The sequence below is a fragment of the Loigolactobacillus binensis genome (assembly GCF_005405165.1).
Taxonomy (GTDB): Bacteria; Bacillota; Bacilli; order Lactobacillales; family Lactobacillaceae; genus Loigolactobacillus; species Loigolactobacillus binensis.
The window spans coordinates 149,519-171,581 of record NZ_BJDN01000001.1 but is presented as its reverse complement, the minus strand read 5'-3'; the positions used below and the strand labels follow the sequence as shown (position 1 = coordinate 171,581).

Here is a 22,063-nt window from a genome sequence, read left to right as displayed (position 1 = left end):
GGAAACTAATGATCAAACTAATTTGAGAACAATGCTTCAGTAAATCGTTATTGCCAATAAAAAAACGCCCCTCGAGATAAAATTATATCTTGAAGGACGTTATATTAACGTGGTACCACCTTTATTCGTAGCTACATTGCCGTAGCCACCTCTTCACGTGCAGGCATAAAATGCCGATACGCTAGCCAGATAATGGTGGCAGCCAGTGAATTCTACTAAGTTTCGATTCATTGCTCAGAGCCGATTTTCTTTAACCTAATTGGTACCGCCTCTCACCAAACGCGGTTCGCTTAATCAAATCAGGAAAAATACTTTTGCTCATCAACACAGTATTAATTTAAATGTAATTGAATTTCTATATTGCTCATAATACGCTTGGTATTATCTCATTGTCAACACTTTTTTAGAAATAACGATCAAAATCTTTTTCAAACCCACAAACGCTACAATACTTTGCATTCGGTGTTTGGGCGCCGCAATTGACGCAGAAGCTGGTACTAAATACGTTATGCCCTTGTTCTTCAAAGAGGTGTTGTCCGCAGCAAGTACAGAAGTTGCCGCTAGGTACGGTATGGTTGCAGTTCGCGCAGACGATCATTTCATAAGTTGTTTCCATAATGGTATTCCCCTTTCAAAATCAACAATAACGGTGAGTCACTAGCCAAGGACACTAGTCATCTTTACTCAGATACAGTTGGATCCAGATGCCGCCTTCAAGATGTAGTTGTCAAAGAACAATCTAGTCTAAAGGCTGTGGAATCGCGCTTGTTGGCGCGAACGTGCTTCAAAAGGCAACTTCTTCCGTATAACTACGCTTAGCGAACGAGCCACTGCGTGTCTCTTTATCACTAAGCTAGGTTATACTCCAGAAGCTGAGCGCCTTTTGTCGCACTCCACAAAAAAAAGCGCCCAAAGTGATCTATGATTAGATCACTAAGGACGCTGTTCGCGTGTTACCACCTTTAATTTACATCTACGTCACCGTAAATGCCTCTGCCGCGCACAAACTTCTAAAAAACAGAATGCTACGTCTGCTTGGAGCCTGTAGATAAAACACAAACGTAGAAACGAGCTAGCTCATCCCTTTTAGAGTTGATGCGTTGGTGCGATAATGGGCACTCCCAATCCCGCCTACTTTATTCAGCCGGACAGCTCAAAGGTTACTTTCATCAATAACAGTACTGCCTCTCTCAGCTTACAAGGCTCTCTGTTCAGGTACTGCTACCGACTACTCTTCCTCGTCGAAGCCATTAGATTAGATAAAAATTAAATTTTATTTCGATTGAGGCTAATTTTACACGGCCATATATGCTATGTCAACAGGCTTTTAGAAAAAAGTTTATTATTTTTTGCAGTTGACGATTAAAAATAATGGTGCTAACATTTGCACCATTACATGTTTTCCTAATCGAATTCACATTTTTTAATCATAAAAGGAGCTGATCAAATGAGTGACACCTTGAATTTTTCGATCTCAGGTAAAGATATGCAGAAGCGTAGTGACGAAATTAAGGTCGGCACGGATCGCGCACCGGGACGTAGTCTGTTATACGCCACTGGTAAAGTTAAAAATACCGACGATATGAAGAAACCGTTTATCGCAATTTGTAATTCCTATATTGAAATCGTCCCTGGCCACGTTCATTTACGTGAGCTTGCCGACATCGCTAAGCAAGCGATCCGTGAAGCTGGCGGTATTCCGTTTGAGTTTAACACGATCGGTGTTGATGATGGGATCGCCATGGGCCACATTGGGATGCGCTATTCCTTACCAAGTCGAGAAATTATCGCCGATGCTGCTGAAACCGTGGTCAACGCGCACTGGTTTGATGGTGTCCTCTACATGCCTAATTGTGATAAGATCTCACCTGGTATGATGATGGCCGCTGCTCGGACCAATGTCCCTTCCGTATTTGTTTCCGGTGGTCCCATGAAGGCCGGCCTGGATCCAAACGGTAAAGCAGTAACGCTATCCAACATGTTCGAGGCCGTCGGCGCCTTTAAGTCCGGCAAGCTAAGTAAAGAAGATTTCCTTGAATTGGAACAAAACGCTTGTCCAAGTTGCGGTTCATGTGCGGGTATGTTTACCGCCAACTCAATGAATTGCTTGATGGAAATGAGTGGTTTAGCGTTACCTTATAACGGCACGGCCTTAGCAGTTTCTGAAGAGCGCCGTGATCTTGTACGCCAAGCCGCTAAACAATTAATGAACGTCGTCAAAAATAATATTCGGCCCCGTGATCTTTTGACTAAAGAAACCTTTGACGACTGTATTGCACTTGACATGGCTATGGGAGGTTCAACTAATACAGTTTTGCACGTGTTAGCGATCGCTCACGAAGCCGGCGTTGATTACAGCGAACGCGATATCAATGCCATTGCCGCCAAAACGCCATTTTTGGCTAAAATCGCTCCATCATCTTCCTGGACGATGCAGGACGTGCATGAAGCAGGTGGCATGCCTGCGATTATTAATGAATTGATCGAAAAAGGAGGCATCATCCATCCCGACCGGCCAACGGTCACTGGTAAAACTTTGCGGGAAAATGTTGCGGGCGCAAAGAGTTTGAACCATGAAGTTATTCGGCCATTGGCTGATCCTTATTCTAACGAAGGTGGCCTATCTGTACTTTATGGTAATATCGCCCCTGATGGTTCCGTTCTTAAAGTTGGCGGGGTTGATCCTGACATTCGGGTCTTCACGGGTAAAGCAGTTTGCTTCGATTCCCATGATGAAGCCGTTGCCGGAATCGATGATGGTACGGTTAAAAAAGGTGACGTGGTTGTTATCCGTTATGAAGGCCCTAAAGGTGGCCCCGGCATGCCCGAAATGTTGAACCCGACTTCTGACCTAGTTGGACGTGGCCTAGGGCGCGATGTTGGTTTGATCACTGATGGGCGCTTCTCCGGTGCGACGCACGGGATCGCCGTTGGCCACATTTCTCCAGAAGCAGCCGCTGGCGGCCCCATCGCCTTGATCAAAGACGGCGATGAGATCACCATCGACATGATCAAACGGACCTTAAATGTTAAAGTTTCCGAAGCAGAATTTGCAGAACGGCGTAAGGAATTGAAACCGTTCCAGCCTAAAGTTCGGCAAGGCTACTTAGCACGCTATACCTATTTAGTAACTTCGGCCAATACTGGCGGCATCATGAAAGGTGCCGATGAATTATTTGGTCCAGAAAAATAATCATTTATCGGGTAGGGATAAAAGACGCCAGCAAGAGTATTGGAACGCCTTTTGTCCCTACTTTATACACAAAAACGGTGGAAGGAGTCGGTAACATGGTAGAAAAGACTGCCCTTGATTTACAAGACCGTATGTTAACAGCGCTTAGTACGGTAATCGATCCGGAACTTGGTTGTGATGTGGTCAATCTCGGCTTAATTTACGGCTTAAGCCTGACTGATCACGTGGTTACCGTCACCATGACTTTAACCACGATGGGCTGTCCCATTTCTGATGTGTTAGAGCAAATGATCGACAATGCGTTAACCGATTTACCAGAAGTGACCGCAGTTAAAATCAATTTGGTTTGGGAGCCGGCCTGGGATATTAACAAAATGAGCCGGTATGCGCGCATCGCATTAGGCGTTCACTAAAGTTTTCATTATTATTTTATTATTTTTAAATTCGTGACTGGTGGCACTGACCACTGAGTCCGTTCACATACATTGGAGGTTTTTATATGCAAAAAGTTGAAGCCGTTGGTAATTGGGTCAGCAAATGGTTTACCCTATTAGTCGTTGTTGTTGCTGCATTTAGTTTCTTCGCTCCTAGTTTTGGTACCGCCATTGCACCCCATACATCACTATTACTAGGCGTCGTTTTGTTCGGTATGGGGTTGACGCTAAGTCGCAAAGACTTCGCCCGGATCTTGCGGCGGCCATGGCCGGTGATTGCCGGTACAGTTGCTCATTACGTGATCATGCCCGGGATCGCCTACTTACTTTGTCTAATTTTTCATTTATCAGGGCCCACTGCCGTTGGGGTTATTTTAGTTGGCTCGTGTCCAAGTGGCACTTCCTCCAATGTTATGGCCTACTTAGCTGGTGGTGATGTTGCTTTAGACGTTTCCATTGGGATGTTATCGACCTTACTAGCACCGATCATGTTGCCTTCATTACTGTTATTATACGCCGGCCAGTGGGTGACCATCCCGGCGGCCTCATTATTCTTAGGGGCGATCCGGATCGTCTTACTACCCGTTTTTCTAGGTGTTTTAGTACATACCATTTTTGGCGATCGGATCGCAGCCGTTAATCATGTTTTACCTTTAGTATCCCAAACCGCGATCCTCTTGATCGTTTGTGCTGTTTTTGCTGCTAATCACGCACATTTATTCACAGGCCAAACAGCTTTAGTGATCCCAGTAGTCATGCTCCATAACTTATCCGGATATGGTCTAGGTTTCCTATTCGCCCACATTATTCGGCTAAATTATCCGCAACGCAAGGCGATCACCTTTGAAGTTGGTATGCAGGATTCAGCCTTAGGGGCAACGCTGGCCATGCAATATTTCCATCCGGCAGCGGCGATTCCATCAACAATCTTCAGTATTTGGCACAACATTTCCGGCTCCGTCTTATCTTCCTATTGGCGCAATAAGGCTAACAAAGACGAACAGCTCGTAGCGGCCAAAACAACGTTACAACACAGCTAAACCGCATAAACACCGTTTAAGTAGTTAATAAAAATAGAGCCGCGCCGGAAAATTAACGGCGGCTCTATTTTTATTCAACAAATTTAAGTTATAATAAATCTAATCAGCGTTTACGGCTATTTTATTTTCTAGAAATCAGGCGAGTTTATGCAAAAAATGACCACTTGGCGGCAAAACCTCGCCGTACTTTGGGCCGGTAACTTTATGACCGGCATGGGCTTCTCCATGACCATGCCGTTTTTGCCACTGTTTATTAAAACTTTAGGTGACTTTAGTAAATCAGAACTGACGCTGCTCAGCGGCACGGCCTTTGCGATCACTTTTTTAGTTAAGGCGATCGTCTCACCATTTTGGGGACGTTTGGCCGATGCACACGGCCGCAAGATCATGTGCCTGCGTGCTGCTTTAGGGATGACTTTTACGATCACTGCTTGTGGTATGGTCCAAGGAATCGTTAGTTTAATTATTTTACGCGCATTACAAGGCGGTTTTTCTGGCTATATCAACAACGCCAATGCCATCGTTGCCGCCGCAGCACCACGTGAACACAGCGGTCAAGCCATGGGAACTTTAGCCACCGGCAACGTGGTCGGCACGCTTTTAGGCCCGTTATTAGGCGGTGTGATCGCTGGTACTTTTGGTTACCGTAGTACCTTTTTTGTCACTGGGGCTTTAATGGCCATTGTGTTTGTGGCAACTCTATTGTTAGTTCACGAACAATTCACACCGATTGCACCGGCTGATCTACTGCCTACGAAACAAATTTTCCAACGGCTACATTACCCTCAATTGATCATCGGTATGTTTATCACCACCTTGATCATTCAGGCGGCCAATATGTCGGTCACGCCGATCATCAGTTTATTCGTTGGGGAATTATTGCATCAGCACGGTCCGATCGCCATGGTTAGTGGCGTGATCGCTGCTTTACCGGGTGTCGTCACCTTGATCAGTGCCCCTAGTCTAGGCGCTTTAAGTGACCGCGTTGGCCCAGAAAAAGTACTGTTAGTTGGCCTATTATTCGCCACCTTAGTTTTTATTCCAATGAGTTTTGTCCAAAACATTTGGCAGCTTGGCTTTTTGCGTTTACTAGTCGGTGTATCTGACGCAGCTTTGTTACCTGCTGTGCAAACGATCATGACCCAACATGTGCCGCAAAGCGTATTTGGTCGTATTTTTAGTTACAATCAATCCTTCCAAGCCATCGGTAGTGTTATCGGTCCGATGTTAGGTGCCGTTATCTCAGGCCAATTTGATTATCGGGGCGTTTTCGTGATGACCGCCATTTTATTATTGATTAATTTGATCGTGATCCACTTTGCCAGTCGGCCACTATTACACCCCACCGAAAATGAAGCCTGAATTTCCCAAAAAATTTTCGCATTAGTTAGTGATTACGTGTATACTAAAAACGTAAAGTAAACGCTTTCACAAGAGTTGTGTCAAAAGCGGTTTGCTCATGAACAAAGTCGGCTGCACCTACTTCTGCAGCAAATCACTTTGTCACACTCCCGCTAATTTTTGAGGAGGTTTTTTTGTGCGTAAAATTGGAATTATTGGTCTTGGTCACGTTGGCGCTACCGTTGCTTATACGCTTGTAACTAAGGGAATTGCCGATGAACTCGTATTGATCGATCAAAACGAAGAGGTGGCACAAGCCGAAAAACTGGACCTGGAAGACACCCAAGCCGGTTTGATCACGCACACACAGATCATGATTCAAGATTTTAGCCAGCTGCGCGATGCCGCAATCGTGATCTTGGCTGCTGGCGACAGCTCAATTTTTAGTAGTGGTGACGTCAATAATCGCCAGGCCGAGCTAGTTGTTACCAGTCGGGTGGTTGAGATGGTTGCGCCTAAAATCATGGCTAGTGGTTTTCATGGTATTTTACTGAACATTGCCAATCCTTGTGATGTTGTCACCACCTATTTGCAACGATTGACAGGCTTGCCTTACCAACAGGTTTTTGGCACCGGTACTTTGTTAGACACTATGCGGATGCGGCGGACTTTAGCAGCGATCCTCCACGTTTTTCTTCAAGATATTCAAGGCTACAATTTAGGGGAACATGGCGAATCACAATTCACTGCTTGGTCAACGATCACAGTGGGCACCCGACCGATCAAAGACTTACTGGCGCAACACGACACAGATATTCCTGGATTAGAAAAAGCCATCCGCAGTCGCGCATGGCAGATCATTAACGGCAAAGGCTTCACTAATTATGGGATCGCGGCGGCGGCCGTTACCGTGATCCAAGCTATTTTTAGCGACGCGCACACCACTTTACCGGTTTCCAGCTGGGACGCCGAACACCAATTGTATATCGGTCAACCGACCTTGATCGGCCGTACCGGCGTTTTGCGCGTCGTCGATGTTGGTTTAACTAAAGTTGAACAACAAGAATTCAATCATTCAGCTGTTTATATTCAAAAACATCTCAATTCATTAGCAGCTAGCTCACTTCGGTGAACACCTGCGTTAAGTCGAGAACTAGCGGATAAGTAACTTGTAGTGTTGCCGGTGTCACCGTACAGCCATAGGCTAGTAGGTGAACACCGGCTTTTTGCGCCTGCAAAATCGCGGCATACAGAGTGGGGTCACGTTGGGCGTAGATCGTCATTTTACTGATGGCACTCATCTGGACAATAAAACATAAATAGGCTTGGTAGCCTGCTTGCTGTGCACGAATCAAGGTCGCCACGTGCTTAGCTGCCCGACTAGTTGGGGCATCAGGAAAAGCCGCCAATGGACCATTGGCTAAGGTCACCCCTTTTAATTCCACAAAAAATGGCTGGGTCGCAGTACTGCCAAAAATATCAAAGCGGGCATCTTCAAAAGTCACCTCACGCTTTAAGGTTAAAATATCGGCAGTCGCAATTCCCGGTAACTGGATCGTACCAGCTTGAATGCTGTCAAACGCCACTTGATTAGGGGCTTGACTATCAATATTGATCCAACGCGAGCCAACCTGCGCCGCCACCAGATCATATTGCGTTTTGCGCTGCGGATTAGCGCTTTTAACCAACGCCACTGGCACCTCTGGCTTCAGAATTTCTTTATTGCGGCCTGTATTCTTAACGTGAACTTTGATCAGCTCATCATTTAAGCGACAAGTGGCCACAAACCGATTAGGTCGCGCCACAAATTGGGCCAAATAACTGTTGGGATATTCCAAACAAATCGCTCCTTAGATTAAAATAAGACGCACAGCGTTAACGCCGGGCGCCTTATTATTTTTTGTCATTAATAGCCGTCATTTGCCCGGACTACGATCACCGAGCACGGGGCATTTTGAGCCATATAACTGGCCTGTGAGCCAATAAATAGCCGTCCTTTTTCCTTGGTCTCTGAACCGACGATCAATAGATCCGGCTGCCATTCTGGGATCACCCGTTCAACGATAACTTTACCTGGTTTGCCTTCACCGATCAGTGATGAAACTTCGATCACCCCGAAGTCCTTGGCCTTGGCAGCATAGTGATTGACCTTAGCCAAAACTTCCTCCCGGCGATTAGCCAAAACATCCGGTGATAAGGAATCATAGATATTTAAGTCACTAGTTTCTAAAATGGTCACCACAGCTAAGGGAATGTGGTATGACTTAGCCAATGTTACCGCATAGTTAAAAGCGCGAATTGACGAGGTCGAATCATCCTCATCCACGGCCACTAAAAGCCGCCGAAATGCCATCGTTTGCACTTCAAAGTCTAATGGATCCTGCGTATTTTTTGCGCTCATCTTCTATCTATACCTCACTTTTCTGGTCTAGCATGAACCTATCCTAATTCCATTATAGCCGGTTCGATTTACCAATAGCAAGTGTCATGTTGTAGAAGTCACTTACCTATCGCTTTCCCATCTACTGCTACCGGTTTTAGATCCTGCATCAGGGCCTGCTTATGTTCCGCCTGGATCCGGGCCGTTTTTTCGGCCAAAAAAGCTTTTTGCGTTTTAAGTTCAGCGCTGCGGCGATCCAGTTCCTGATCTAAATGCGCTAAAATAGCCAAGCCGGCGTCATAAGTTGCAGTTGTGATCTGTTTCGTCTGAAATAATGCCAGTATTTGCCGCGTCTCTGCAACCGAAGCACCTAAATGACGTAAATGAACTAATTTATTCAGCACTGCCAAATCATCATCTGAATATTCGCGGCGACCTTGTCGATCGCGGTGAATCGTTGGCAATAACCCAATTTTTTCATAATAACGTAAGGCATCATAAGTTAAATTAAATTGTGTCGCTACCTCGCGAATTGCGTGCATTAGCTAGGCTCCTTTTTTAAAATTTTATTTGCGCTAGTGTAACACCAGCGTGTTAAATTAGCAATTAAGGATAAAAGATAGCTGATCAACGGCTACCTATTTTTTGCAACAACGAAAGGATGGACAATTATGAATTCAACTAAAACATTAACGCTGGTTACTGGTGCCAATCGCGGTATGGGCCTAGAAATCGTCAAAGAGCTCAGTCAAAAGGGCCAACAAGTCATTTTAGGTGCACGTAACCTTGCCAATGGTCAGGCAGCGATTGCCAAGCTCGCCCAGAACGGTCTTCAGGCTGACTTAGTTCAACTAGATGTCACTGATCCGGAATCAATTGACCAAGCTGCACAAAAAATTACCGCTAAATACGGTTACCTGACCATTCTGATCAACAACGCCGGGGCAGTTTTTGATCACAGGCAAATGCCGTCCAATATTAGCCAAACCAATCTACAGGCCGACTTCGCCTTAAATTTTTTCGGCCTGATCGCAGTCACACAAAAAATGTTGCCACTTCTACAAAAAAGTCCGCAGGCCAAGATTATCAATATTTCTAGTATGATGGGCTCTAAAACTGAGGCGTTGAATCCAACTTCAACGGTTTACAACGCCAGCGCTGTTGGCTATCAGTCGGCCAAAGCAGCGGCTAACATGTATACGGTCCAGTTAGCAAAGGAATTACACAAAAAACAATTGCCGATCACCGTTAACGCAATTGATCCCGGAATGGTTGCCACAGAATTCGGCGGTGTTACCCCAGAATTGGCCAAACAAATGGGGGCTAAACCCTTGACCACCGGCGTTGCCCGCACCGTTGAATTGGCAACCGATCCCACTGATTTGACTACGGCCACCTTTACCAATACCGCCGGCACTGTCGCCTGGTGAAATGATGCTTGCGCGGCAAGTATCACTGTTGCGTCAGCTTAACCGGCGTTGCGCCTAAACAAATTGTTAACCTGAGCCATTAATTAAAATGACCTAACACGCACCGAATTAAAAAAGGGGCTGTGACAATGTCATTTATGTCACAACCCTTTGTTTATACTTCCCAACTAGTCAAAACGTGTTCCATAAGGCACGCTTTGTTAACTTGAATTAATTAATTTTAGCCGCTGTCGGTTTGGTCACGTTGATGGCCACAATATCTGCATAAGAACCGTCATATTGACTTAATTTGTTAGTCAAATAATTCAGCATCTGTTGCTTGGCCTCCCGTTTTGTGGCGTTATGCATGATGCAGTGTTCGGTTTTGCGCATATTCGCCACAGTGTAAATACCAGTTACCCAATAATCCATCGGTTTGTTAAAAAACATGATCACTGCCTACTTTCCCAAAAAGATTTTAAGCCAAAATTCAACTTACGACTGTTATATCATCATTTTCACGAAAATACTATTACAATTAAGTAAAATTTTGATGGCAACGGTAACAGTCAGTCTTTGCGCTTCAATAATTGGCTTGGTGAGCCAACCAATTGGGCCAGCATAAATCCCACCGCAATCGCACCTGCGATCATTAAGACCTGCACGGCAAAACCGATCCCCTGCGTATAATCACCTAATACAAAGGAGCGCACTGCCCGGTAAGCGATCCCACCTGGTACCAGCGGCACCAAACCAGGAATATTAAAAATGATCACCGGAATTTTATTCCGCCGGGCAAAGAATAAACTGACCATAGCGATCACGAAAGCACCCACTAAATTAGGTAACATGTGACCTAATTTAAATTGCACCAGTCCCCAATAAACCAACCAACCGGCAACCCCCGTTAAGCCACAAGCATTTAATGCCCGGTGTGGCACGTTGGTACAAATCCCAAAGGCCACCGTCGCTAAATAGCTAAACACTGCCTGTAACATAATTTGGCCCCACATTTTGCCACCTCCAGTTTACAAGCCTGCTTAAGAGAAGAACCGAAAAATCAGCGCAATACCGATACCAATAGCGCTGACACTGAATAAAGCTTCCATGCCACGGGCAATACCGGATAAAATATGTCCCGCCAGCATATCACGCACAGCATTAGTGATCGCCACCCCCGGCACCAACGGCATAACGGCACCAATAATGATCATATCCAAACTTTGGCCTAAATGCCAATGCACTAATAGCCAGGCTAATAACCCAATCGTGAACGCCGCCATAAATTCACTGAGAAAACTTACCGTTAACCGCTCACGAATAAAGTAAAAAACCGCGTAGCCCACGGCACCGACTAAAGCACTGGGAATAAAATCCGCCCAAACACCCCCATAGATGATCATTAATGTGCAGCTAACTACAGCCGCCGCAATGATCTGTAACCATAACGGAAAAAACGGTACATCTCGATCCAACGATCGTAACCGTGAATGCAACTGAGTTAAGGTCACCTTGTGATCAGCGAATTGCCGCGATAACGCGTTGACCCGGTCCACTTTTTCCAGATTAATCGTCCGTGTAGTCACTGGTTGGATCTGCACAACATCTTGGTCCGGTAACGCCATAAATAAGCCTGTCGGTGTTGAAAAAATGCTGCTGGCGCTGGCACCAGCATTATGAGCGATTCGCTGCATCGTATCTTCCACACGATACATTTCTGAACCACTTTCGATCATGATCCGTCCCGCCATCAAACAAGTATCTAAGATTTCATTCTGCTCAGCCACCTGCGCCACCCCCAGTTGCATCTAGTATATCGGCAAAAGTAACCTCTGACAACGCCAAATTTTTACTTTATTAAATGCAAACGGCATTCAATTTGCTTGCCTCGCTGCAAACTCGCCATGATTCAGTTCATGCGCTTAATAAAGCAGAAAGTATCGCGCAAAAGTCAGTTTTCTGCCTAACGCAAACTAGTCCAATAACCAGAATACGGTTATTGGACTAGTTATAGTTAACGACTTTTAGCATCATGCGCGCAACTAAAGGCAGGTCAGTTTTATCCCCATCCGCTAGCTTAGCCGCGTTATTAAAAACAGCCGGAAAACAACTGGTGATCAGCAGTTTATTAATAAGTCATTGCCCGATAATGTTGCGAGGCCATTCTTTGCCACAATTGCTGGCCACTGATACGGCGATCGCTTTTACCAGTCCAAGGATCATTATAAACAAAGTTATCCTGCGCATAGCCGGTCAATAAAATCGCGTGGGCCGGGAAGCCGTGCATTTTGACCCAAGCTACGATCGGTTTACCCTGCGCTAATTCAGTCCGAAAAGTACTGACTGGCTTTTTAGAAAGGTCAGTAAAACTGCCTAAATGTTTTTCAAAATAACTACGCCACGCTGGTGGATACATCGTATAACCGGTATCCGTAAACGGATTGCCCCAAAACCCAGTTTCCGGATCATCAGTATACGGAATTTCGTTAGCAATCTTAGTTAACGACTGCGGTTTGCCCCGAAAAGCCAGCAGCATGGCCACATCGGTGATCTCACAGCCAGTTGGCAGCACCGGCCGCTGCGCTTTAGCAGCAACCTGTAACTGAAAGGCCACCGGCTGTTGTTTGGTCAGCTTATCCCACCCATTTTCCAAAGCCACAGGCGCCGAAGTGCCACTGGGAACCGTATGCCAGCCCACAAATAATAAACTAGCGATCACCACCGCCAACAACGGCACTAATACCAGCAACCCGCGCCCTATCTTCTTTACTTTCAAAATACGCTACCTCATTTATCAAATATTGCTTGTAAAAGTCGCAATCAGTCCCGCTAAACTTCCACAAAAGTAATCATTTGTATTATAACAAATATTTTTCATCAGGCGGTTACCGTTTTTTTTAACCACCACTAAACCCAACATCAAATCAATTGCTTGCAAGCAATGCTGCCGTACTTTGTTCACCCAAAGGTTGCAATGATCCGTTGAACTGCGGCCACCAACTGCGATTTAGGCGTGGCAAAATTCAAGCGGAACCAGTGGACACCATTGGCACCATATTGCGACCCGCGATTGAGCTGAACTTGAGCGTCATTGATCAGTCGCTGTTCAATCACATCGTCGCTTAAACCAGTTTGGCTGAAATCAAGCCACATCAAATAAGTAGCTTGGGGCAACATTGCCTTGATTGAACTGTCCGCAAATAAACGGTACGCGGTATCCCGATTTTCTTGTAAATAAGCCAACAGTTCTGCCTGCCACCGTTCGCCTTTGGTCAGCGCTGCGGTTGTCGCGTTGATCCCAAATATGTTAATTTCCGCACCAAATTCAGCGGTGATCAATGCATTGATCTGATGAGCTAAGTAGCCATCCTTAACCAACAAATAAGCATTTTTAACCCCAGGCATGTTGAAGGTTTTAGTGGCCGCAGTGATCACTAAACCTACACTAGCAGTTCCCGGGATTTCAAATAGCGATGTGAAGTCAGCTGGTTGATAAACTAAGTCTTGATGAATTTCATCGGCGATAATAAAAGTATTGTATTGCTTGGCTAAAGCCACCAATTTAGTCAGATCGGCTTTGGACCATAAATGGCCACTAGGATTCTGCGGATTGCATAAAATCATGACTGGTACGCGTTGTGTGGCCAATAGATGCTCAACTTGGGCAAAGTCAATACAATATTGATTTTGCTCGTCGATCGTTAATTCATAATTCAGGACTTGGCGGCCAGCGTTACGGATCGCGCTTGCAAATGGGGCGTAAACTGGATCAAAAATCAAAACATGGTCATTTGGCTGGGTCAGTGTGCGTAACGCAAAAGAAACTCCTGGTAAAACGCCAGTCAGGGGAATGATTTGTTCCGGGGTCAACGTTACCTGATGATGTTGCGCCTGCCAGTTAATGATCGCCGTAAAATAACTGGCTGGAGTCGCTGTATAGCCCAGAATTGGTGAGCGGGGCATTAAATTATCGCGAATAAAACTAGGGGTCGCAAAATCCATATCCGCCACAGTCATCGCCGTGACCGCTTTATGGGCCGGCTGATCCGCTAATAACCATTTATAACTGCCAGTGTTAGTCCGATCGATTATTGTATCAAAATCCATTTCATAACTCCCTTACATTACAGTAAATTCAACCGGGTCAAAAATTGCCGAAGTACCGCCTCATAGCGGGCACGATTGACTTGATAGGCCTCAATATGGTCCGCTTGCGGCACAAAATAAGCCATTTTTCGCATCGGTGCGGTTTTGTAAAGTACATGAAAAGCCCGTGGCGGCACATAGCCATCTTCACCACCATGAATAAATAAGGTCGGTGTGTGACTGCGGGCTAACTGCTTCAAAATATTACCCTGATAATACGAATAACCAGCTTGCCCCTTAGCAAATAACGCCATTAGCGGAAAAAATGGGTACTGGGGTATTTTATAATGGGTGCGCAAACGATAACTGACTTCTTTAGCCACCGAACTAAAGCCACTATCTTCGATCACAGCTTTAACGGTTACTGGTAGATCAGCCTCCCCACTGGCGGCCATGACTGTCGCGGCACCCATGCTGATACCAAATAATAGTAGCGTTGCCTGACTACCAAATTCCCGCGTCATCAATTGAGCCCACTGAACATAGTCGCGCCGATCTAGCCACCCAAAACCAATGGTATGCCCCTCACTATCGCCATGGCCCCGTGCATCTGGCACTAAAACATTATAACCAAGATCGAAAAATAACTTAGCGTAAGGCGCCATTTGTTCCAACGAATGGTGGTAACCATGCGCTAAAATCGCAACCTTTGTTGTGGCCTGCGCTTGCCGCAATAAAACTGCCTGTAGCGTTAAACCGTCCGCCGTAATAATTTGGCGGGCTTCACGTTTTTGGGCCTGATACCATTGTTTTTCTAATACCCAGGGATCGCGATCATCAAAGTCAATATCGCGCTGTTTACGGCTGGCCTTATGATAATTCATCGTTGAACCTTGAAAAGTGATATAACCGCCAAGCAAAAAGCCGGCGCTGCCTACTAAAGTAGCGGTTAATAACCGCTGCGTTGATTTTTTCATGTGATCGCCTCCTAATTGAGGATCAACAACTGGTTTAAAGCTAGGCGTCTTAGACTGACGTCCTTCCTCTGCGCTAAAGGTTAGCGATACTTCACTTTGACTTTATCCCCAGAGATCTTTATTTTTTTAATCGTATGCTTTTTTTGCTGATGCCGATAGATTTGGTAACTTAACCCTAAGGTGGCCGTCATGACCTTATCAAATTGCCGATCGGACAACAACTGCCGCCCAATAACTGAGGCACGCCCGCCAAAACCGCCAACGTAGCGCGTTCGTGGCCGTGACGCAGTTGCGGCCTGTTCCATTAAAGCCGCGATCACCGTTGCTTTGGAGCCCATTTTAGCAAATAAGCTAAGTTGTGCTGCCATATCGCGTACCGCCTTGGCATAAGCACCATGCCCGGAGATCTTAGTTAACTTATCCTTAGCAATACCGGCCCACTCACTTTGCGTAGCACCAGGCTCGATCAGAACCACCGCAATCCCAAAAGGCTGGACCTCCATTCGTAGCGAATCGCTCATTCCTTCCAGCGCGTGCTTAGTGCCCATATACCAGGCCGACAACGGTTGATAAATTTTCCCGCCGATGGAACTGGTATTGATGATCCGACCAAAATGTTGCCGCCGCATGATCGGTAACACCAACTGGATCAAACGCATCGCCCCAAACACATTGACCTCAAATTGTTGCCGCCCAGCCGTTAAGGGAACATCTTCCACTGCGCCGTATTCGCCAAAACCAGCATTATTGATCAAAATATCGAGCCGTTGCTCTTGCGCCATAATTTGAGCGACTGCATTTTGCATTGAAGCCTCATCCGTCACATCTAAGGCCAAAGGATGGATCCCTAACCCCGCCAAGTGCTGCATGCGCTCGACGCGCCGGGCAGCAGCATAAACAATAAAACCGCGCTGCCGTAACCGAATCGCCGTTGCTTCGCCAATCCCAGATGAAGCACCTGTCAATAAAACCACTTGCTGTGTAAAAGATCGCATATCCTCACCGATTCCCTTCAATGTCAAAATATTAGCGCTATTATTGGTTAGTCCTTTAGTATTTTAGATCGGCAGCCACACGCCGATCTAAAAGCGTTCTCACTACTTCGAATATAGCGGATTTATCAATGAAGTCAAGCAGTAACTACCATGACCTTAGTTAACTGCCGCAGTGGTCTTGGCCTTTAGCAACGAGCAGTTAGCGTTTTTAGATCACGATGGTTATTTATTTAGTTAATCACACTGCCAGTTTAAATTTATACTTCCTTTCGCTTGCACAAATACAGCCATCTGGTCGGTTAAGCTTACACTACGCCTAGCAAACCTAAAAAGTGTTATAATTGATTTAATGAGAAATAGTGTCAATTAATGAAAGAAGGATTAACGTGGCACAACCTAATAGTACCGTTCCAGTAGAGAACGAACAAAGTAAACGCTTTGTCACCGGCGATCAAGTTAATGTGACTAAGGAACAAGGCATTCCTGATTGCACTGGCGTTATTGCTAAGAAATATGTTAATAGTGCGTTAGTCAAATTGGAAGTTGGTGGCAAGATCACGCAAAAGATCATGGAAGAAATTAATGGTCGCTACGTTGTCAGTTACCGGCATTTAAAAAAAGATAAAGAATAAGTAAAAATGGCGGGCACCGAAATTTGGTGCCCACCATTTTTATTTTACGGGCAGTCCATCCTTTCATTCGTATTAATCACGATAATGCAATCCGCCTAAAGTCGGGTTATTGTCCCCACCTTAGCCGGATACAATTCATTGACAAACAGTTTATATTTTACAAGGATCGAAAATTTGAGCATTGAGTTAGTGAGCTGGCTTGTGACTTGATCCTACATAACGCTACCGCACCGTTTGGATTTTCGTTTGTCTAGCAGCAGTTTTAGATCGGTTGGATAAAAAAGGCAGCGTTTAGCACCAAACGTTACTTCAGTAAAAAGTGCACACGTGATTGACACCATGGTGGCGCTTCTGTATAGTATCCCGGTACATAAAAAAGAGGAGGTGCCAACATGGCATTCTTAGAACTACACAACATCCATAAATCCTATTTTTTAGGCAAAGAAGAGTTTCCCGTTTTAAACGGAATTGATCTGGACTTTGAGCTTGGCGAATTTGTTTCGATCCTAGGCGAATCCGGTGGTGGTAAATCAACGTTAATGAACATTATCGGGGGGCTCGATCGTAACTTTGAAGGTGAGGTTCGCGCTGACGGCCAATTGTTGGACCATAAAAAAGAAAAACAATTAGATGATTATCGTCGTGGTACGATCGGTTACATTTATCAGTCCTACAACCTGATCAGCCATTTAAATATTGTTGACAATGTGTTGGTTTCATTAAATATGACCAATCTAAACAATCGGGAGAAAAAAGACCGCGCAATTGAATTATTGAAACAAGTCGGCTTAGGCGACCAATTGAAAAAACACCCTAACCAGCTTTCTGGTGGGCAGAAACAACGGGTCGCGATCGCCCGTGCTTTAGCCAGTAATCCGCGGGTGATCATTGCCGATGAACCAACCGGTGCGTTGGATTCAAAAAACACCGCCGAAGTTTTAGAAATCTTAGAAAAAATCGCGGCCGAAGGCAAACTAGTCATCACCGTGACCCACTCCCAAGATGTGGCTAACTACGGTACTCGGATCGTGCGTTTAGCGGACGGCAAAATTGAAGACGATACACGTTTGAAACCAGCTTATAAAACCACCGTTGAACAACCTAACGTTAAACCAAAAGTTTTATCGGCTGGGGCCAGCTACAAAAATGCCTTCCAACACTTATCCTATAACTTCTGGCGCAATTCATTGATCATGTTAGGCACAGCGATCGGCCTATTTGCGGTTCTGCTTTTCAGTGGCATCGGTAACGGGGTCAACGCCTTCATCCAGGACCAGATCAACTCGATGATCAACCCAAATTCGATCACCGTCATGAAGAATCCGGCGGGTAAAAAAATGAGTACCGCCAAATTTGAACAATCAATGAGCCAATTTGCCAATGACCCAAGTAAATTATTACTCACCGACAAAGAAGTTAACCATTTACAAAATTTAAAACATGTGGATAAGGTGGAACCTGGTTACCAGTTGAGCACCTACACATTATCTTATAACAGTAAGAATGCCAATGGTTCTGGTTTCCAGACTTGGACCAAGGCCTACGCCAGTGATACGGTAAAAACCGGCCATGCCCCAAAGGCGAACCAAATCGTACTGGATAAAGCCCAGGCAGCCACACTGACCAGCACTAAAAAATATAAACAGCTATTAGGTAAAAAAGTTAAGCTGACCCTTCCTTGGATCGACAAAAACAATCATCCGGTACAAGTTACCGCTGAGTTAACGGTTGTTGGCTTCACTAATGGTGGGCAAACTGGGGCAATCACTGGCACTAATTACAGTACCATGCGGCACTTACTCAGCAACGCCAAAGCCGACACTCAAGCTAACTTTGTCTCCGTCAACGTTAATAATTCGAAAAACGTGAAATCAGTAGCTAAAAAGATCACTAGTATTAAGGATAACGGCAAATACACCTTTGGCGCCATTACTGTAGGCGATATGCTGGACACCGTCAATCAATACGTCAGCATTGCGTCGATCGTACTTGCAGCCATTGCCGGTATTTCACTAGTCGTTTCTGCTCTGATGATCATTGTGACCATGTACATGTCAGTGTCTGAACGAACGAAAGAAATCGGGATTCTGCGGGCCTTAGGCGAACGGAAAAAAGATATTCGGCGGTTATTCACTGCTGAATCGGTTTTGATCGGTTTATTCTCGGCCGCATTAGCCTTAGTTCTAGCTTACGCCGCCAGCCTCGGTCTGAATCACGTGCTGTATAGCATTGTGAAATTCAATATGGTACAGATCACGCCAGGTAATATTATCTTTACTGTTGTCGCGGCGATCGCAATTTCCTTCATTGCCGCTTTACTACCAGCCCGCAAAGCATCCCGGCTGAACCCAATCGATGCGTTGTCTGCTGATTAGTTTCTGATATAAATTTTGATCTTAATAAACAAATAAAAAATCGAGTTTGGATTCATTGGCGTTATGGCCATGAACTCAAACTCGATTTTTTTTAAAGCTTACTGGCAATCCCCTAATCAGTCAGCCCATTTTGCTGCGCATAGGCCAGTAAATTTTGGCAAACTTCGTGGGTCAAAATACTAGATGCTGGACTAACCGGATTGGCCTGCGTGCCATTAACGGCAGCGATAAAATCACGAATGACCGGCGCAAAACCACGCCGCTCAAGATTAGGTGTCCAATCAGGAAACTGTTCTTGGGTGGTGACCCCATTAGCTTGAACGCTGTAAGTCGCTAGATCAGTGACGCGGACGATACCCTGCGGATTTTGCACCTCAGCCGTTTCACTATTCGCGCCAGCCTGCATGTTCAACAAAGCATACGCTGTAGCGGTCGGTGTTGCCATAACCACACTAGCTTGCTGTAAGTTTCCCTGCTGCGCCAAAAGCCGATAATGGTACTGAGTTGGCGTTTGGCCTAGTAAGAAAAGGGCGGTATCGATCACGTGGGGCATTAGGTCAAAAATAACAAAGGGAACCGGCTGTGCCGTGGCGACCCGATTTTTCTGTACTAAAACTAGTTGTGCTGGCTGATGTTGGCGCAGCTTCGCATTAAACGGTGCAAAACGCCGATTAAAACCAGCAGTCAATAATAATCCTTTTTGGGCAGCCAATTGATAAAGTCGCTTGACTTCGGTTGCGTTGGCACTGACCGGTTTGTCGATGTACACATGCACGCCGGCGCGCAAACATTTTTCAATGTAAGCGGCATGGGTCGGTGTGGGTGTGTGAATAAAGATCGCGGCTGGTTTTTGCGCTAACAACGTCTCCAGATCCGCTGCGGTATGCTGAAAACCAAACTGCTGTTGTAAATGCTTTAATTTTGCCACATTACGGGTACATAGCACCCAGTCAACCTGATCTTGCATGCGTGCCATTACTGGTAGGTAGGCTTTTTGGGCAATATTACCTAAGCCAAGAACCCCAATTTTTAACATCTGCTCACCTCATTTAGATTTATTTTAGCGTTTAACTTGGAACACCACAACGATTATGCGCCGGCCCAAAAATGTTGTAGATTCGCGACCAACTGGGTGGCCACGGCCGCCGGTGCAATATGGTGCACTTGTGATAAAGCCTGCACACCGGAGTTCAAGATTTGCGGATAAGCGCTTAGCGGCAGCTCTTGATTCAGCGCCCAAGCAATACTAGCCATGCCATCCGATTCCAGCAATACCTTATCCAACGGCACGGCGCTCAGCAGATAATGAACACTGGCCTCACTGGCAAATGACGGTCCAATGCTGAAATAACAGCCTAGATCCAAATAGTCCTCGATATATTCAGTGCTAGAATACCAGTGCAGCAGATACGTATTAAAATACGTTTTCAAAATTCGCAGTGTTTCTCGCTCCATCCCCTTGGTGTGGATGATCACCGGCTTGTGGACTTGTTCAGCATAGGCCAGCTGCTTAGTGAAAATCTGTTGTTGTAACTGCAGATCATTTTTGGTCCACACATTATCTAACCCTATTTCCCCAATGATCGGCACTTGGGTCAAAATTGGTGCCATGGCGGCCCAAGTCACTTGATCAACTTGCCAGGGATGAATGCCGGCACTAAGGCGCAGGCGCTGACTACGACCGACCCAAGCCTGATTACGGGTAAATTCAGTTGGTGTTGCACAATTGATCGTCGCATAAATCTTTTCGCGTTTCAATAAACGAACGTAACTTTGTTCTTCTGCGTGGGTATGCGCATCAATTAATTGCATAACTCTCCCTCATTTCTTCAATCTAATTCTGTTATGGTGCGTCGCAATTTTTTGACCACCAGCAGTCAATTTCACGGTATACTATTATTATTGGAGGGATCAACTTTGCAAAAATTAGTTAAAATAACCACAATTTTTACGTTAGGCCTAGGTGTACTCGGTGCTGGCGTGCAGCCAGCAGCCGCAAAAACAAAGACTGTCAAGGCGCGGATCACCTTAACCGTCGATCACAAAAAAATCAGTCAAAAAAAGGTGACGACGACCAGCAAGACCACGTTGATGAAGGTACTACAAAAACACTATACGATCAAACAAAATAAAGGTTTCATCACTGCAATCAACGGTCACAAACAAAACGCTAAAACACAAAAATATTGGCTGTATAAAATCAACGGTAAGGATGCAACTAAAGGCGCCAGCAAAACTTACCTAAAAAATAACGACCACGTTAATTTTACCTTAAATGCCGAGAAATAAACCGCGCTACACGACACGCTATATTGCGTTAGTGGCGCTGATCACTGCTTTATGCGTTGTCGGGCGCTATTTATTTCAATTTATTCCTAATGTACAACCGGTCACTGATATTATTATTTTCATGACCTTAACTTACGGTTTCGTGACTGGCAGTTACATTGCCATTTTGTCAATTTTAATTTCCAATGTATTACTTGGTTTTGGGATCTGGACTTTACCGCAGCTTTTTGCCTACTTAATGGTGGTGGGTTGTGCTTGGTTGGTGAGCCATTGGTCCTATTTACGCCACCGACTTTGGTTACAGGCGCTATTTAGTTTATTTGCCGGTTACTTATATGGCTTTTGCGTCAGCATCGGCCAATACCCATTATTTGGTGGCTGGCCCCAATTTGTCGCTTATTATCTTGCCGGTTTATCTTTTGATACCTTACATGCCGGCGGTAACTTAATGCTCTACTTTATTTTGATTCCACCGCTAAATAAGCTTTTACTGCAATTACACTTAGATAAAGGCCTATCCTGAAATAGACCGATCAGAAATGAGGTCGCTCATGCAAACAATTGATGCGTACATCGCCACGTTAGCCCCAATGCAGCAGGAAGTAGCCCAGATCATGCGTGAATTATTACACACCGCGGCGCCACAAGCAACCGAGACCATCGCCTACAATATGCCGGCCTTTAAACAAAACGGGCAAGTGCTGGTTTATTTTGCCCCGGCTAAAAAGCACTTAGGTTTCTACCCAACACCGGCACCGATCACCGCTTTTGCGGCACAGCTCACTGACTATCCCACCAGTAAAGGTGCGATCCAGTTGCCCTACGATCAACCGTTACCGGTGAAACTGATCAAACAGATCGTGGCGTACCGCATTCAACAAGTTACTGGCTGATTTATTAGCGCTGTATTAA

24 protein-coding genes and 1 other annotated feature are annotated in these 22,063 nt (G+C 45.4%); of the genes, 11 read left to right on the top strand and 13 right to left on the bottom strand.

What is annotated here, in order from left to right:
* Positions 1–89: 89 nt before the first annotated feature.
* Positions 90–334: a binding site (T-box leader), on the bottom strand.
* A 69-nt stretch (positions 335–403) separates the two neighbouring features.
* Complete coding sequence (locus FFM78_RS00830) at positions 404–616, bottom strand: hypothetical protein (RefSeq protein ID WP_137636541.1); 213 nt, start codon at positions 614–616, stop codon at positions 404–406.
* Between the two features lie 831 nt (positions 617–1,447).
* On the opposite strand from FFM78_RS00830, the gene ilvD reads away from it, so the two are divergent.
* From ilvD to FFM78_RS00805, 5 genes are all read left to right on the top strand, one after another.
* Positions 1,448–3,193: a dihydroxy-acid dehydratase gene (gene ilvD / locus FFM78_RS00825; RefSeq protein ID WP_137636540.1), complete on the top strand. Its 1,746-nt coding sequence runs from the start codon at positions 1,448–1,450 to the stop codon at positions 3,191–3,193.
* Positions 3,194–3,288: 95 nt separating this feature from the next.
* On the top strand, positions 3,289–3,606 hold the full coding sequence (locus FFM78_RS00820) for a metal-sulfur cluster assembly factor (protein ID WP_137636539.1): 318 nt from the start codon (positions 3,289–3,291) through the stop codon (positions 3,604–3,606).
* Between the two features lie 86 nt (positions 3,607–3,692).
* A complete protein-coding gene (locus FFM78_RS00815; RefSeq protein ID WP_137636538.1) occupies positions 3,693–4,667 on the top strand; it encodes a bile acid:sodium symporter family protein in 975 nt (324 codons plus the stop codon).
* 147 nt (positions 4,668–4,814) lie between these two features.
* The gene (locus tag FFM78_RS00810) at positions 4,815–6,029 is read left to right on the top strand and encodes an MFS transporter (RefSeq protein ID WP_137636537.1); all 1,215 of its coding nucleotides are present in this window, start codon (positions 4,815–4,817) and stop codon (positions 6,027–6,029) included.
* 175 nt (positions 6,030–6,204) lie between these two features.
* A complete protein-coding gene (locus tag FFM78_RS00805) occupies positions 6,205–7,140 on the top strand; it encodes an L-lactate dehydrogenase (protein WP_137636536.1) in 936 nt (311 codons plus the stop codon).
* Here FFM78_RS00805 and sfsA read toward each other — a convergent pair.
* From sfsA to FFM78_RS00790, 3 genes are all read right to left on the bottom strand, one after another.
* The gene (gene sfsA, locus FFM78_RS00800) at positions 7,124–7,846 is read right to left on the bottom strand and encodes a DNA/RNA nuclease SfsA (RefSeq protein ID WP_137636535.1); all 723 of its coding nucleotides are present in this window, start codon (positions 7,844–7,846) and stop codon (positions 7,124–7,126) included. The two genes, FFM78_RS00805 and sfsA, sit on opposite strands and share 17 nt — an antisense overlap.
* A 68-nt stretch (positions 7,847–7,914) precedes the next feature.
* The gene (locus tag FFM78_RS00795; protein WP_137636534.1) at positions 7,915–8,409 is read right to left on the bottom strand and encodes a universal stress protein; all 495 of its coding nucleotides are present in this window, start codon (positions 8,407–8,409) and stop codon (positions 7,915–7,917) included.
* A gap of 98 nt (positions 8,410–8,507) precedes the next feature.
* Positions 8,508–8,930: a MerR family transcriptional regulator gene (locus FFM78_RS00790; RefSeq protein ID WP_137636533.1), complete on the bottom strand. Its 423-nt coding sequence runs from the start codon at positions 8,928–8,930 to the stop codon at positions 8,508–8,510.
* A 129-nt stretch (positions 8,931–9,059) separates the two neighbouring features.
* On the opposite strand from FFM78_RS00790, the gene FFM78_RS00785 reads away from it, so the two are divergent.
* Complete coding sequence (locus FFM78_RS00785; protein WP_137636532.1) at positions 9,060–9,818, top strand: SDR family NAD(P)-dependent oxidoreductase; 759 nt, start codon at positions 9,060–9,062, stop codon at positions 9,816–9,818.
* Between the two features lie 210 nt (positions 9,819–10,028).
* Here FFM78_RS00785 and FFM78_RS00780 read toward each other — a convergent pair whose 3' ends face one another.
* The 7 genes from FFM78_RS00780 to FFM78_RS00750 form a co-directional block, all read right to left on the bottom strand.
* Positions 10,029–10,247 carry a hypothetical protein gene (locus tag FFM78_RS00780; RefSeq protein ID WP_137636531.1) on the bottom strand — a complete coding sequence of 73 codons (219 nt, stop codon included), beginning with the start codon at positions 10,245–10,247 and terminating at the stop codon, positions 10,029–10,031.
* 119 nt (positions 10,248–10,366) lie between these two features.
* Entirely contained in the window at positions 10,367–10,810 is a 444-nt protein-coding gene (locus FFM78_RS00775; RefSeq protein ID WP_137636530.1) for a threonine/serine exporter family protein, read from the bottom strand.
* Positions 10,811–10,837: 27 nt separating this feature from the next.
* On the bottom strand, positions 10,838–11,605 hold the full coding sequence (locus FFM78_RS00770) for a threonine/serine exporter family protein (RefSeq protein ID WP_223876972.1): 768 nt from the start codon (positions 11,603–11,605) through the stop codon (positions 10,838–10,840).
* Between the two features lie 320 nt (positions 11,606–11,925).
* Complete coding sequence (locus tag FFM78_RS00765) at positions 11,926–12,573, bottom strand: C39 family peptidase (protein ID WP_137636528.1); 648 nt, start codon at positions 12,571–12,573, stop codon at positions 11,926–11,928.
* A 182-nt stretch (positions 12,574–12,755) separates the two neighbouring features.
* On the bottom strand, positions 12,756–13,904 hold the full coding sequence (locus tag FFM78_RS00760; protein ID WP_137636527.1) for a MalY/PatB family protein: 1,149 nt from the start codon (positions 13,902–13,904) through the stop codon (positions 12,756–12,758).
* 17 nt (positions 13,905–13,921) lie between these two features.
* Complete coding sequence (locus FFM78_RS00755; protein WP_137636526.1) at positions 13,922–14,860, bottom strand: alpha/beta hydrolase; 939 nt, start codon at positions 14,858–14,860, stop codon at positions 13,922–13,924.
* Between the two features lie 80 nt (positions 14,861–14,940).
* Positions 14,941–15,855 (bottom strand): oxidoreductase, encoded by a 915-nt coding sequence (locus FFM78_RS00750; RefSeq protein ID WP_137636525.1) that lies wholly within the window; start codon positions 15,853–15,855, stop codon positions 14,941–14,943.
* 386 nt (positions 15,856–16,241) lie between these two features.
* Here FFM78_RS00750 and FFM78_RS00745 point away from each other — a divergent pair, with 386 nt between their 5' ends.
* A complete protein-coding gene (locus FFM78_RS00745) occupies positions 16,242–16,487 on the top strand; it encodes a hypothetical protein (RefSeq protein ID WP_137636524.1) in 246 nt (81 codons plus the stop codon).
* 392 nt (positions 16,488–16,879) lie between these two features.
* Positions 16,880–18,862, top strand: coding sequence for an ABC transporter ATP-binding protein/permease (locus tag FFM78_RS00740; protein WP_137636523.1), 1,983 nt, complete (start codon positions 16,880–16,882; stop codon positions 18,860–18,862).
* Between the two features lie 112 nt (positions 18,863–18,974).
* Here the strand turns inward: FFM78_RS00740 and FFM78_RS00735 are convergent, their stop codons facing one another.
* Positions 18,975–19,898, bottom strand: a complete 924-nt coding sequence (locus FFM78_RS00735; RefSeq protein WP_137636522.1) for a Gfo/Idh/MocA family protein — start codon at positions 19,896–19,898, stop codon at positions 18,975–18,977.
* A 53-nt stretch (positions 19,899–19,951) separates the two neighbouring features.
* Positions 19,952–20,674 (bottom strand): TatD family hydrolase, encoded by a 723-nt coding sequence (locus FFM78_RS00730; RefSeq protein WP_137636521.1) that lies wholly within the window; start codon positions 20,672–20,674, stop codon positions 19,952–19,954.
* A 105-nt stretch (positions 20,675–20,779) separates the two neighbouring features.
* Here FFM78_RS00730 and FFM78_RS00725 point away from each other — a divergent pair, with 105 nt between their 5' ends.
* From FFM78_RS00725 to FFM78_RS00715, 3 genes are read left to right on the top strand one after another with little or no spacing between them, the layout of a single operon-like run.
* Positions 20,780–21,151: a DUF4430 domain-containing protein gene (locus FFM78_RS00725; RefSeq protein ID WP_137636520.1), complete on the top strand. Its 372-nt coding sequence runs from the start codon at positions 20,780–20,782 to the stop codon at positions 21,149–21,151.
* Positions 21,138–21,674 carry a hypothetical protein gene (locus FFM78_RS00720; RefSeq protein ID WP_137636519.1) on the top strand — a complete coding sequence of 179 codons (537 nt, stop codon included), beginning with the start codon at positions 21,138–21,140 and terminating at the stop codon, positions 21,672–21,674. Before FFM78_RS00725 ends, FFM78_RS00720 begins: the two co-directional genes overlap by 14 nt.
* Before the next feature lie 28 nt (positions 21,675–21,702).
* On the top strand, positions 21,703–22,044 hold the full coding sequence (locus tag FFM78_RS00715) for an iron chaperone (protein WP_137636518.1): 342 nt from the start codon (positions 21,703–21,705) through the stop codon (positions 22,042–22,044).
* Positions 22,045–22,063: the final 19 nt, after the last annotated feature.

Coding starts and splice junctions, on each gene's coding strand:
- FFM78_RS00730 (WP_137636521.1), bottom strand. CDS start 20,674: ATGCAATTAATTGATGCGCATACCCACGCAGAAGAACAAAGTTACGTT.
- FFM78_RS00720 (WP_137636519.1), top strand. CDS start 21,138: ATGCCGAGAAATAAACCGCGCTACACGACACGCTATATTGCGTTAGTG.
- FFM78_RS00735 (WP_137636522.1), bottom strand. CDS start 19,898: ATGTTAAAAATTGGGGTTCTTGGCTTAGGTAATATTGCCCAAAAAGCC.
- FFM78_RS00750 (WP_137636525.1), bottom strand. CDS start 15,855: ATGCGATCTTTTACACAGCAAGTGGTTTTATTGACAGGTGCTTCATCT.
- FFM78_RS00820 (WP_137636539.1), top strand. CDS start 3,289: ATGGTAGAAAAGACTGCCCTTGATTTACAAGACCGTATGTTAACAGCG.
- FFM78_RS00760 (WP_137636527.1), bottom strand. CDS start 13,904: ATGGATTTTGATACAATAATCGATCGGACTAACACTGGCAGTTATAAA.
- FFM78_RS00715 (WP_137636518.1), top strand. CDS start 21,703: ATGCAAACAATTGATGCGTACATCGCCACGTTAGCCCCAATGCAGCAG.
- FFM78_RS00755 (WP_137636526.1), bottom strand. CDS start 14,860: ATGAAAAAATCAACGCAGCGGTTATTAACCGCTACTTTAGTAGGCAGC.
- FFM78_RS00785 (WP_137636532.1), top strand. CDS start 9,060: ATGAATTCAACTAAAACATTAACGCTGGTTACTGGTGCCAATCGCGGT.
- FFM78_RS00830 (WP_137636541.1), bottom strand. CDS start 616: ATGGAAACAACTTATGAAATGATCGTCTGCGCGAACTGCAACCATACC.
- FFM78_RS00815 (WP_137636538.1), top strand. CDS start 3,693: ATGCAAAAAGTTGAAGCCGTTGGTAATTGGGTCAGCAAATGGTTTACC.
- FFM78_RS00780 (WP_137636531.1), bottom strand. CDS start 10,247: ATGTTTTTTAACAAACCGATGGATTATTGGGTAACTGGTATTTACACT.
- ilvD (WP_137636540.1), top strand. CDS start 1,448: ATGAGTGACACCTTGAATTTTTCGATCTCAGGTAAAGATATGCAGAAG.
- FFM78_RS00770 (WP_223876972.1), bottom strand. CDS start 11,605: ATGCAACTGGGGGTGGCGCAGGTGGCTGAGCAGAATGAAATCTTAGAT.
- FFM78_RS00810 (WP_137636537.1), top strand. CDS start 4,815: ATGCAAAAAATGACCACTTGGCGGCAAAACCTCGCCGTACTTTGGGCC.
- FFM78_RS00790 (WP_137636533.1), bottom strand. CDS start 8,930: ATGCACGCAATTCGCGAGGTAGCGACACAATTTAATTTAACTTATGAT.
- FFM78_RS00775 (WP_137636530.1), bottom strand. CDS start 10,810: ATGTGGGGCCAAATTATGTTACAGGCAGTGTTTAGCTATTTAGCGACG.
- FFM78_RS00740 (WP_137636523.1), top strand. CDS start 16,880: ATGGCATTCTTAGAACTACACAACATCCATAAATCCTATTTTTTAGGC.
- FFM78_RS00795 (WP_137636534.1), bottom strand. CDS start 8,409: ATGAGCGCAAAAAATACGCAGGATCCATTAGACTTTGAAGTGCAAACG.